The 11,537-nt window shown below is 66.4% G+C and carries 11 protein-coding genes and 1 tRNA gene; 4 read left to right on the top strand and 8 right to left on the bottom strand.

Going from position 1 to position 11,537, the window contains the following annotated elements:
* Positions 1-13 precede the first annotated feature (13 nt).
* The 3 genes from AC6RIC_RS06725 to AC6RIC_RS06735 all read right to left on the bottom strand — a co-directional run bounded on the left by AC6RIC_RS06725 (position 14) and on the right by AC6RIC_RS06735 (position 2,922).
* Positions 14-1,180, bottom strand: coding sequence for an ABC transporter substrate-binding protein (locus AC6RIC_RS06725; protein WP_499736565.1), 1,167 nt, complete (start codon positions 1,178-1,180; stop codon positions 14-16).
* A gap of 182 nt (positions 1,181-1,362) precedes the next feature.
* A complete protein-coding gene (locus tag AC6RIC_RS06730; protein WP_454655628.1) occupies positions 1,363-1,914 on the bottom strand; it encodes a 3-hydroxyanthranilate 3,4-dioxygenase in 552 nt (183 codons plus the stop codon).
* 33 nt (positions 1,915-1,947) lie between these two features.
* Entirely contained in the window at positions 1,948-2,922 is a 975-nt protein-coding gene (locus AC6RIC_RS06735; RefSeq protein ID WP_499735592.1) for a dihydrodipicolinate synthase family protein, read from the bottom strand.
* A gap of 219 nt (positions 2,923-3,141) precedes the next feature.
* On the opposite strand from AC6RIC_RS06735, the gene AC6RIC_RS06740 reads away from it, so the two are divergent.
* A complete protein-coding gene (locus AC6RIC_RS06740; protein WP_499735593.1) occupies positions 3,142-4,050 on the top strand; it encodes a LysR family transcriptional regulator in 909 nt (302 codons plus the stop codon).
* Positions 4,051-4,246: 196 nt separating this feature from the next.
* On the opposite strand, the gene AC6RIC_RS06745 is transcribed toward AC6RIC_RS06740, so the two are convergent.
* A tRNA-Val gene (locus AC6RIC_RS06745) sits at positions 4,247-4,321 on the bottom strand.
* A 167-nt stretch (positions 4,322-4,488) separates the two neighbouring features.
* Positions 4,489-4,848 (bottom strand): cell cycle two-component system response regulator CpdR, encoded by a 360-nt coding sequence (cpdR, locus tag AC6RIC_RS06750; protein ID WP_038363805.1) that lies wholly within the window; start codon positions 4,846-4,848, stop codon positions 4,489-4,491.
* A 222-nt stretch (positions 4,849-5,070) separates the two neighbouring features.
* Here cpdR and AC6RIC_RS06755 point away from each other — a divergent pair, with 222 nt between their 5' ends.
* The gene (locus tag AC6RIC_RS06755) at positions 5,071-5,991 is read left to right on the top strand and encodes an N-formylglutamate amidohydrolase (protein WP_499735594.1); all 921 of its coding nucleotides are present in this window, start codon (positions 5,071-5,073) and stop codon (positions 5,989-5,991) included.
* Positions 5,992-6,303: 312 nt separating this feature from the next.
* The gene (gene hisN, locus AC6RIC_RS06760) at positions 6,304-7,086 is read left to right on the top strand and encodes a histidinol-phosphatase (protein WP_454655632.1); all 783 of its coding nucleotides are present in this window, start codon (positions 6,304-6,306) and stop codon (positions 7,084-7,086) included.
* Here hisN and AC6RIC_RS06765 read toward each other — a convergent pair.
* Positions 6,991-8,046, bottom strand: a complete 1,056-nt coding sequence (locus tag AC6RIC_RS06765) for an alpha/beta fold hydrolase (RefSeq protein WP_499735595.1) — start codon at positions 8,044-8,046, stop codon at positions 6,991-6,993. The two genes, hisN and AC6RIC_RS06765, sit on opposite strands and share 96 nt — an antisense overlap.
* A gap of 266 nt (positions 8,047-8,312) precedes the next feature.
* Between AC6RIC_RS06765 and AC6RIC_RS06770 the strand changes: the two genes are divergently transcribed.
* A complete protein-coding gene (locus AC6RIC_RS06770) occupies positions 8,313-8,783 on the top strand; it encodes an Hsp20 family protein (protein ID WP_499735596.1) in 471 nt (156 codons plus the stop codon).
* 152 nt (positions 8,784-8,935) lie between these two features.
* Here AC6RIC_RS06770 and AC6RIC_RS06775 read toward each other — a convergent pair whose 3' ends face one another.
* Together AC6RIC_RS06775 and AC6RIC_RS06780 are read right to left on the bottom strand one after the other, a co-directional pair.
* The gene (locus AC6RIC_RS06775) at positions 8,936-9,898 is read right to left on the bottom strand and encodes a hypothetical protein (RefSeq protein ID WP_499735597.1); all 963 of its coding nucleotides are present in this window, start codon (positions 9,896-9,898) and stop codon (positions 8,936-8,938) included.
* 93 nt (positions 9,899-9,991) lie between these two features.
* Positions 9,992-11,047 (bottom strand): threonine aldolase family protein, encoded by a 1,056-nt coding sequence (locus tag AC6RIC_RS06780; protein WP_499735598.1) that lies wholly within the window; start codon positions 11,045-11,047, stop codon positions 9,992-9,994.
* Between the last annotated feature and the right edge of the window lie 490 nt (positions 11,048-11,537).

An 11,537-nucleotide genomic window follows, 5' to 3' on the forward strand; every position in this document is an offset into this window, starting at 1 on the left:
TAGGCCGGCCGGTTCAGAGCTTGCAGTCCTTGGCGTAGACGTCGCCGTGGTTGCTCAGCACCTTGGTACCGGTGGTCTTGAGAACCGGCGCGCCGTCGGCGCCCTTCTCGACCTTGAGCGCGTACCAATCCTGCACCGGGTGCTGGTTCGGGCCGAACTTGAAGGCGCCGCGGACCGACTGGAAATCGGCCTTTGCCATCGCCGTGCGCAGCGCCGGCACATCGGTCTTGCCGCCGGTCGCCTTCAGGGCAGACGCGATGGCGAGCGCGGCGTCGTAGCCCTGGCTGGCATAATAGGTCGGGGCGCGATTATAGGCCTTGGTCCAGGCCTCCATGAACTTCTTGTTGGCGGCGTTGTCGAAGTCGGAATTCCAGTGCGCGGTGACGCTGAGGCCCAGCGCGGCTTCGCCGACCGCCTTCAGCGTGGTGGCGTCGAGCGAGGGCTCGGCCAGCACCATCGGCGTCTTGCCGAGCAGGCCGGCCTGCTGGTACTGGCGCAGGAAGGCGATGCCCAAGCCGCCGGGGTGGAACTGGAAGACGACGTCGGGATTGGCCGCGCGGATCTGCGCCATCTCGGGGGCGAAGTCGGTCTGGTCGAGGCGGGTATAGACCTCGCCGGCGATCTCGCCCTTGAACATCCGCTTGAAGCCGGTCAGCGCGTCCTTGCCCGCCTGATAGTTCGGGGCGAGGATGAAGGCCTTCTTGTAGCCGAGATTGGTGGCGTATTGCCCGGCGCTCTCGTGCAGGCTGTCGTTCTGCCAGGAGACGACGAAATAGTTGGCGTTGCACTCCTTGCCGGCGAAGTTCGAGGGCGCGGCATTGGGGCTGACATAGAGCGCGCCGGAATCGACGATATCGGGCACGGTTGCGCCGGCGACGTTCGAGAAGACGATGCCGGTCAGGATCTTGATGCCGTCGGTCTTCAGCATCTTCTCGGCGATCTGCTTGCCCTGGCCGGGCTTGAGCGCATCGTCCTCGACGACGAGCTCGACCGGCACGCCGCCAAGCTTGCCGCCCTCCAGGTCGATGGCGAGCTTGAACGCGTCGCGGATATCCTGGCCGAGATAGCCGCCCGGCCCCGAGAGCGTGGTGATCATGCCGATCTTGACCGGCTGCTGGGCCAGCGCCGTGGAGGCCGCCAGCGTCGTCGCGATGCCGAAAAGCAATCCGCGCAGTTTCATCATGGACTCCAGTCGTTCCGTTTTGCCTCTGAGATGGTTCGACGCGGCGTTTCTGCGCCGCCGCGCTTAGGCCTGTTCCCGTGCAACATCACCGCGCCCCGGCCGGGGCGCAAGGCGCTGCTGCCCGTTATCCAAGCACGGACTTCCCCTCTGCGGGGAGCCCGTCTTTCGGTGCTGCACGCTTAGAGAGCAACCCAGCCGGCCGGCGGCTTGCGGCCGGGATGGAGCGCGCCGCAATGCTTGCAGGTGCGCGCCTTCTCGTCCGCGAAGAAGGCTTCGTAGAGCGGCGGCAAGTCCTTCACGAGGTCCCCGACCGTGACCTCGATACGGTGCACGAGGCCCTGGCATTCGAAGCAGTACCATTCGAAGCCGTCGACCTGGCCGGCATGGCGCGCCGGTTCGACCACGAGCCCGATCGAGCCCTCCTGCGGGCGCTGCGGGGAATGGCGCACATGCGGCGGCAGCAGGAAGACGTCGCCCTCGCGGATCGTCACGTCGTAGTGCTTCCCGTTGTCGACCAGCTTCAGCATCATGTCGCCCTTGAGCTGGTAGAAGAACTCCTCCACCGGGTCGTCATGATAGTCGGCGCGCTGGTTCGGCCCGCCGACGACCATCACGGTCATCTGGCCGTCGTCGAACACCTTCCTGTTGCCGACCGGCGGCTTGAGAAGGTGTTCGTTCTCCGCGATCCACTTCTTGAAGTTGAAGGCCTTGAGCCGTCCTTCGGTCGCCATGGTTCCCACTCCCGTCCTTATTCGTGAAATCGATCAGCCGGCCTTTGCGAGCGGCGCCTTACCGAGGCCGCAAGCCTCGAAAGCGGCGCGCGTCGCGGCCTTTTCGGCCTCGGTCAGCTCCAGCATCGGCGGACGAACGCGTCCGCCGACCTGCCCGAGCAGCTCCTGCCAGTATTTCTGGTGTGCATGCGGCTTCTCGGCCGGGCGCGTGCCGCGCAGGGCCTCGCGCACCGGGTTCAGGCTGTCGCGGATGGCGCGGGCTTTATCGGCTTCACCGCGGAAGGCGAGGTCGGTGTATTCGCGCATGCGCCGGTCGTTCGCCGTCTGGATGAGGTAGGGCGGCGAGGAGCAGAGATAGAGCTGCCAGCCGAGCTCGAGGATGTTGTCGAGCCATTCCTCTTCGGAGGCCGTGCTGACCAGGATGCGGTCGCCGGCCAGCCGCGTGAGTTCCGCATACATCGGCCGGGGCACGCTGTACTTGATCGCGACGACGTTCTCGATATCGGCGAGCCGGTTGCAGAGCTGCGGGCTCATCAGGTAGCCCGAATCCGGGTGGCTCCAGAGCGCGATGCCGATATCGACCTTCTCGGCGATGGTCCGGTAGTACTCGTAGAGCGTCTCGTCCTGCGCCTTGAAGAAATGCAGGATCGGTGCGTGCACGACGATGTAGTCGGCGCCGACCTTCTGGGCGTGCTTCGCCAGATCGATGACGACGTCCATGTTCTGGTCGGAGCAGGACATGATGGTCTGGCCGCGGCCGGCCGAGGCCTTGACCGCCAGCTCGAAATTGCGCTTGCGCTCCTCTAGCGACATCGAGAAGAACTCGCCCTGCTTGCCGGCGATGAACAGCCCGTCGATCTTGAGGTCGTCGAGCCAGTGGCGGATGTTCTGCCTGAAGCCGTCCTCGTCGATCGCGAGGGTATCGGTGAAGGGCGTGAGCGCGGCCGCCCAGATGCCCTTCATATGGGCGCGGGCATAGGCCTTGGCGTCCTTCTTGGCGTATTTCATCAGGCCGGCTCCCGCATTCCGGAGCGGCTCGGACAAAGCGGGCATCGTGAAGCGAGGCAGGTCCGCGCTCTCATCCGAAATGCCCTTGCCCGACACCCTCTCCCAGGCAGCCCGGCATGCATGCCGGGCGATGAGGGATGATGGCATGAGAGCCGGGGTATACGGCAACTCGTAACATTCGTATGAATTCGGAACCTATCCTTATAAATCGGGGCATCGATGGCGATTACGCTGCGCCAGATTCAGGCCTTCCTGGCCGTGACCGAACAGGGCACCTTCACCAAGGCGGCCGAGCGCCTGAACATGGCGCAGCCGGCGCTCTCCCAGCTCGTGCGCGATCTGGAGCGGGAACTCGGCATCCGCGTGCTCGACCGCACGACGCGCCGGGTCGAACTGACCGAGGGCGGGCGCGAATTTCATGGGGCCGCGCTGAAGATCGTGCAGGACCTCGATACGGCTGTGTTGAACGCCAACGGGCTCGCTGAACGCCGCCGAGGTCGCATCGTGGTGGCGGTGCCGCCCTTGCTCGCGGCGGTGATCATGCCGCCGACGATCGTGGCGCTGCAGCAGAAATATCCCGGCCTGCAGGTCGCGATCATCGATGCGCGCAACGACCTCGTCGTCGAGGCCGTGCGTTTCGGCAAGGCCGATTGCGGCGTCGGCACCTTCCCGGCGCTCGACGACACGATCGAGCGCACGACGCTCGCCCGCGACAGCCTGATGCTGTTCTGCGGCCGGGGCAGTCGCTTCGCCGCATGCGATTCGGTGGCGTGGCGCGATCTCGCCGACGAGCCGCTGGTGACGCTGACCCGCGACAGCGGCATCCGCCTGCTCGCCGAGGTCGGCTACGAGACCGCCGAGATCACGCTGAAGCCGGCCTATGAGGTGACGCAGATCACGACCGCGCTGGCGCTGGTCGAGGCCGGGCTCGGCATCGCCGTGCTGCCGACCTATGCGCGGGCGGTGGCGCCGAAATCGGTGCTGGTGCGGCCGTTGGCGGAACCGTCGATCGCGCGGGATATCGTGATGATTCGCCCCGGCGGCCGCTCGGCCTCGCCGGCGCTCTCCGCCTTCGAGGCGCTGCTGCGCCGCTTCGTGCGCCAGCTCGCGCCGAGCGAAGCGGATTGAGGAAGCGTGCGCATCACACGTCATTGCGAGGAGCGTCAGCGACGAAGCAATCCAGGGGGACCGGACTGAACCGTTCGACCCAGTCCTCCTGGATTACTTCGCTGCGCTCGCAATGACGGCGAGGGGAGAGGCCCGAAAAGCAAAAAAGGCCGCCCGGTAAGGCGGCCTTTCGTCCCTGTATTGCAAGGGCATCAAATGGTGGGCGCGACAGGGATCGAACCTGTGACCCCTACGATGTCAACGTAGTGCTCTCCCGCTGAGCTACGCGCCCATCGCCGCCGTGAGGAGGCTTCCGGAAGCGTGTCCGGGCCGTGTGGGCCGCGTTCACGCTGCGAGTGAGGGGGCTATAGCGGCTCGCTTCGCGGGTGGCAAGGCGTTTGCCGCATAAATTCTCACGAGACTGTTGGCAGCTGCATTTGCGCGATGCCAAACGGCCGCTCAGGCGGCCAGCAGCTTCTCGACCTCGTTGACGAGCTCGCGCAGGTGGAAGGGCTTGGAGAGCACCTTCGCATCCTTCGGCGTCTGCGAATCGGGGTTCAGCGCCACGGCGGCAAAGCCCGTGATGAACATCACCTTGATGTCGGGATCGAGCTCGGTGGCGCGGCGCGCCAGCTCGATTCCGTCCATCTCCGGCATGACGATATCCGTCAGCAGGAGCTCGAACGGCTCCTCGCGCAGGCGATTATAGGCCGACAGGCCGTTATCGAAGGAAGCGACGTCGTAGCCTGCGTTCTGCAGGGCCTTGACCAGGAAGCGACGCATATCGTTGTCGTCTTCGGCGAGCAGTATCTTCGTCATGGGCCTGATCTGTCGTCCCTGAGGCCTGTGTTTCTATAACGTCTGGCGCCCCGACTCGAGGCCGGGTCTGGAACGGTTGGGTACTCACCCGGCCGCACAGTTGGAACCATGTCCTGTGATAAGGCAACATCATGGTAAACAACGCGTGAATCCAGCAGAGAATTTCCCGCGTTTCGCGACATCGCTTCAACCGTTCAGGTTTGTGTGCTTCAGTCGCTCGCGATGAGCCTGTCCTCAGCCCCTTTCCCGCCCGCGCCGGACGACGTCGTCGCCGAGATCGAGCGGCCGTTCAGCCTGTACCAACCGGCTCTCCAGATCGTGCCGGTGGTGGTCGATGTGCCGCATGCCGGTCGTTGTTACCCGCGCGGCTTCGTCGAGGCGGCGCGCCTGCCCTTACGCAGCCTCAGGCGCTCCGAGGATGCCTATGTCGACCGGCTCTTCGCGCAGAGCGTCTCGCTCGGCGCGCCGCTGCTCGTGGCCGAGTTCCCGCGCGCCTATCTCGACGTCAATCGCGAGCCCTACGAGCTTGACCCGCGCATGTTCGAGGGCCGCGTGCCGCCCTTCGCCAATACCCGCTCGATGCGGGTCGCCGGCGGGCTCGGCACCATCCCCCGCATCGTCGGCGACGGGCAGGAAATCTATTTCGGCCGGATTCCGGTCCAGGATGGGCTCGCCCGCATCGAGGATCTCTACCGGCCCTATCACGCAGGTCTGCGCAGCCTCGTCCAGCGCACGCAAGGGGTGTTCGGCACATGCATTCTCGTCGATGCGCATTCGATGCCCTCGGCCGGGCTCGACCGCGACGGGCTGGCGAAATCCGACATCATTCTCGGCGACCGCTTCGGCACCAGCGCCTCCGGCTACATCATCGACATCGCCGAGCAGGCTTTCACGCGGCTGGGCTTCAGCGTGACCCGCAACCGGCCCTATGCCGGCGGCTTCATCACCGAGCATTACGGTGCGCCGGCTGCCGGCGTGCATGCGCTGCAGATCGAGGTGAACCGCGCGCTCTATATGAACGAGGCGACGCTGGAGCCGCATGCCGGGTTCGGCGAAGTGGAGCAGGCGATGGCGGCGGTGATGGCGGATTGCTTCGCGCGCTGGAGCGGCTGGCTCGACGAATGGCGCGAGGCTGCCGAATAGCGGCAGGCGGCGAAGCCGGGGGCACTGATCCAAAGAAAAAAGGGCCGCACACTTGCGTGGCGGCCCAAGTCTAGGGAGGAAACGCCCAAGGAGGGCAATGAAGGTTTGAGGTCATCTCCCCTTCGCAGTGCACAATATTGGGGTGCGCTGCAAAACGCAAGCAGAATCAGCGGAATCGCAGCTGTCATGCGATGCATGCATGATACTGGAACGAAAAGGCGGTGTTCTTCGGATATTTCCGCATCCGGCCCCGTCTAAGATGGTCAATCCGCGGAGTTGATGCTGCAAAGCAGCAAATTGGAGTGCCTATTCATGAGCGCAGTCGATTTCGGCGCTTTCGTCGCGGAGCTGGCGACGCAGTCCGGCCGGGCGATCCTGCCCTTCTTCCGGGCGCTGCATGCGACGGAGGACAAGTCGCGGGGCGGGGTGTTCGATCCCGTGACCGAAGGCGACCGCGCCGGCGAATCGGTGATGCGCCACATGATCAAGCGGCAGTTCCCGGCCCATGGCGTGCTCGGCGAGGAATTCGGCAGCGAGAACACCGACGCGGAATATGTCTGGGTGCTCGATCCGATCGACGGCACGCGCGCCTTCATCTCGGGCATCCCGGTTTGGGGCACGCTGATCGGGCTGACGCGCGATCGCGTGCCGGTCTACGGCATGATGCACCAGCCCTTCTCGGGCGAGCGCTATTCCGGCGACGGGCGCGAGGCGCGCTATGAGGGACCGGGCGGGCCGAAGAAGCTGCGCACGCGCCCGACCACCGACCTCGCCACCGCGACGCTGATGACGACGACGCCCGCCCTGTTCAAGGGCGAGGAGGCCGAGGCCTTCGCCCGCGTCGAGAAGGAGGTCCGGCTCTCGCGCTATGGCTGCGACTGCTACGCCTATTGCATGCTCGCGGCCGGCCATGTCGATCTCGTGATCGAGAGCGGCCTCAAGCCTTACGACATCGTCGCGCTGATTCCGATCATCGAGGGCGCGGGCGGCATCGTCACCTCATGGGACGGCGGCAGCGCTGCCGGGGGCGGGCGCATCCTCGCGGCCGGCAGCAAGGCGCTGCATGAGGCCGCCATGGCCAGGCTCGCCGGCTGAGCCGGGCACGGCCTGGTCCTCGCCGGGGATGAAGGCGTCGAAGGCTGCCCAGAACTGGGCGCGGATGTCGTCGCTTTCCATCAGGATCTCGTGGCGCGACGTCGGCAGGACGAGCGCCGCGCCGGTCTTGAGCCGCGCCGCGAAGCGCTCGATCGCAGGCGTCGAGACGACCGGGTCGCGGCCGGCGGCGATGATCAGCGTCGGCACCTTCACCTCCAGCGCTGCTGACGGCGTGCCGAGGCGTGCCATCAGGCGGAAGGCGGTCCTGATCCAGGCGATGGTCGGGTCGCCGATGCTGAGTTCGCGCGCCGCGGCCGAGAGAGCGCTGTTGCGGGCATAGCGGGCGGGGTCGCTGGTCAGGCGGTTGCCCTCGAAAGGTTTTGTCGCGATCGCGGTGTCGCCGCCGCCCGGCACGAAGGCGCTGCCGAGGCCGAGCCAATAGAGCAGGCTCGCCAGGATTTTCGCCCGGCCGGGATGCGCGATCATCGCGATGCCGAGCATCGGCGCGAGCGCGACCATGCGCGCAACCGGCAAGGCGTTCGAGCGGGCGGCGTCGAGGCAGAGCGCGGCGCCCATCGAATGGGCGAGGACGAAATAGGGCGGCGGGAACTTGGCCCGCATCTCGGCCATGGCCAGCGCCAGATCGGCTTCGTACTGCCTGAGCCGCCCGACATGGCCCTTGCGGATGCGCCGGACGAAGCGCTGCGAGCCGCCCTGGCCGCGCCAGTCGAAGCTCAGCACATGGAAGCCGCGGCGGCGCAGGTCAGCGACGGTCTCGCTGTAGCGCTCGATGAATTCGGCCCGGCCCTGCACGACGACGACGGTGCCGCGCACCGGCTTCACAGTCGGGCGCCAGCTCGCGAAGCGCAGGGAGGCGCCGTCCCGCGTCGTAGCGAGCCAGGTCTTGCCGTGCCCCGGGACGGGGTAGTCCGGATCGGCAAAGAAAGCGGCCTCGGCCATCAAGTGCTCCGCATCGCGGCTGCGCCTTTTGAGCACGGCCGCCATCAGCCCGATATCCTGCACAAGATATCCTGCGAAAACATGTCGGCGCGCTGAAAAAGAAATGCGAGGGGTGATTTCGCGGCCCGAAAGAGCGGCTCTTGAAAAGCCCAAACGCCTCCCCAGATCAGGTCTGCGCAGGCCAGAACCGGATGCGCGAAAGCAACCAAGGTCCGCGCTCAGGCGAGGCGGACCGACATCATTGTCGCTTCTTCGGAGGACATATCATGCGTCATTTCGACCTTTCCCCGCTCTATCGCTCGACCGTCGGCTTCGACCGTCTGTTCAATCTCCTCGACCAGGCGACGAGCAACGAAACCGCCCCGAGCTATCCGCCCTACAATATCGAGCGGACTGCGGAGAACGCCTACCGCATCACCATCGCGGTCGCGGGTTTCGGTGAGGGCGACCTCTCCATCGAGTCCAAGGAAAACGCGCTGACCGTCAAGGGCGAGAAGCAGCTCGTCGAGGGTGCCGAGAAGCGTGAGGTCCTGCATCAGGGCATCGCCGCGCGCGCCTTCGAGCGTCGCTTCCAGCTTGCCGATTATGTGCAGGTGACCGGCGCCAGCCTGGAGAACGGCCTGCTCCATATCGATCTCGTGCGCGAGATTCCTGAGGCCAAGAAGCCGCGCCAGATCGCGATCGGCACCGGCGGTTCGGCCAAGGTCCTCGAGGCCAAGGTCGCCAAGGCCGCGTAATCCACGCCAAGCTTTCGATGAAAGCGAAAGGCTCCCGGAAACGGGAGCCTTTTTTGTTCGTGCTCAGAACGGAGCGGCAGCTACGACGTGTCATTCCGGGCGGAGCGAAGCGGAGACCCGGAATGACGGCCCGGTTGTCCGAGGGGGTATCATCAGTTCATCGGGGCGACGGGGGCGATCGGCGTCTCGGGCTTCGGCGTCGATGGGCTCGGATCGATGTTCTGCACCGGCGGGATCGACGAGGCTTCGGCTGCCGGCGCGGCGGTCGAGAGCGGCGGCTTGCGCTCGGTGCCTTCGGTGTTGCGCACGTCGCTCGGGTTGACGAGCTTCGGCTTGTCGGCGCCGGTCTCCGGATCGGTCGCGCCGGGTGACGGCTCCGCCGGCCGGGCGGGCTGCGGCGGAGCCACGGTCGCCGGAGCGCTGGCCTGAGCCGGTGCCGTTTCCGCTGGCTTCACCGGTTCGGGCGCAGGCGGCGCGGCGGGTGATGGCGGCGCGGTCGTCGCGGGGGCGCTTGCCTCGGCCGGCGGCTTCTCGACTGGCGCGGCCGGTTCAGGCGCAGGCGGTGCGGCCGGGGATGGCGGCGCGGTCGTTGCCGGGGCGCTGGCCTCGGCCGGACCCTTGAATTCAGCCGGTCGTTCCGGCGGCTGGGGCACGAGACGCTGGCGTGGCGGGGCGTGCTCCTCGCGCGGGTCGGCGCGGGCGACGCTGGGGGCGGGTTGGCCGCGCAAGGGGATGCGGCGGATCAGCTCGCCGGCATAGGCGTCGAGGATCAGGCGCTGGCGCTGGCCGCCGGCCGTGACGCCGTCGACAATATAGGTGTCGTCGCGCCGGATCGAACGCTCGATCCGGACGAGGCCGTAACGGCGGGCGGCTATGCCGTTGACCGAGTAGGGCGAGACGGCGGCCGGCGCGCGCGGCACGGCGGCGGGCGGGCGTGGCGCATAGCCATAGTCGTAACGATAGCCATAGCCGTAGCCATAGGCCGGATAGGGATCGTACCCGTCGTCGTAATAATAATACTGGGCGCTGGCGGCGCCCGCCATGCCGGCCATTGCGCCGGCCACGACCAGGCCCATCAGCGCGATGCGCCCCGGTGCGGTCGAACGATCTGCCATGCCAAATTCCCTTAACGACTGACTGCTCGCCATTCAGTCTTGTTAGGGATTGCGGCAGGTATGCGGCTGGAAACGGGGCGCAAATGCGCCCGCTCAACCGGCGATCGCGGCAACCAGACGCTCGACATCCTCAGGCTTTGTCGCGAAGGACATGACGAAGCGGCCAACAACCTCGCCCTCCTTGAGCGGGGCTTCCGGCGGCAGCGAGCGCGCCGACCAGTCGTAATAGCCGATGCCGGCGGCCTTCAGGCGCTGCTGTACGGCGGGCGGCAGGACGAGGAAGACCTCGTTCGCGTGGCAGGGCCACGCCAAACGGGCCTCGCTGCCTTGCGCCACCGAATCCGCGAGACGCTTGGCGCGGGCATTGGCGTGGCGGGCGAGGTCGAGCCAGTGATCGTCCGCGAGCAGGCCTTCGAACTGGGCGCCAAGGACGCGGCCCTTGGACAGCGTCTGCCCGGCGCGCTTGCGGCGCCATTTCATCTCCTCGGCCTGCGCCGGGTCGAAGAAGATCACGGCTTCCGCCGCGAGCGCACCGTTCTTGGTGCCGCCGAAGGAGAGCACGTCGACGCCGGCCTTCCAGGTGATCTCGGCCGGGGTGCAGCCGAGCGTGACCAGCGCATTGGCGAAGCGGGCGCCGTCCATGTGGAGCTTCAGGCCGCGCGGCGTGACGGCCTCCTTCAGGGCGCGCACCTCGGCCGGCGTATAGACCGTGCCGCACTCGGTCGCCTGGGTGATCGTCAGCGCCTGCGCCTGGACCTGATGGAAATCACCGGCGCGCAGATGCGAGAGCGCTTTCGTCACCGTCTCCGGCTTCAGCTTGGCGCCGGTGCCGGGCAGGTCGACCAGCTTGGCACCGTTGGTGAAGAATTCGGGCGCGCCGCACTCGTCCTCGACGACATGCGCCTCCTCATGGGTGAGGATTGCGCCCCAGGGTTTGACGATGCTGGCGAGTGCCAGCGCGTTCGCCGCGGTGCCTGTGAGCACGAGGAAGACCGCGACCTCGCGCTCGAAGATCGCGGCGAAGCGCTCCTCGACGCGCCGCGTCCAGTCGTCCTTGCCATAAGGGGAGGCGGCGCCGGCATTGGCGGCGGCGAGAGCGGCCATGACGCGGGGGCTGGCGGCGGCGGTGTTGTCGCTGAAGAAATCCATGACTTGAGGGTTAGGCGGAGGGCGGTTTTCTGCCAAGCGACAAGGACGAAGAGGGGGCTTGCGCGCTGCGCTAGGTCAAGACCTTTGGTCATGCCAGAAAACAAGAACCGGACTGCCTGAGTCAGGCTTTCGTTCCGGAAATGTCTGGCGCGGATTCGATTTTGCAATAAAATTTCGCTGCAGCGCGAAATAGGCGCTTGTGCCTAGATTGGAATTCTGGCAAGTTCATCGCAATAGGACAGTGTTGCTGTCCCATTTTTCACCGCGCCGACCAAAAGCTGTTTTAGCTCAAGGTCGCGCCGTCGCAACGGAGCGGAGCATGACGAAGGGCCGGGCTACCAACGCCAAAGCCAATCGCACGCGCGCCGTCCGTAAAACGACGGCCTGAAGACAGGCGCGAACGGGCGAGGCACGCCCGAGGCGCCTGCGGAGGACGCGGGCGCGGTGGAAACAAAGCGCAAGCAAAGCCTCCAAAGAGACGACGGCCGAA

This window comes from Allobosea sp. TBD101 (assembly GCF_059817965.1).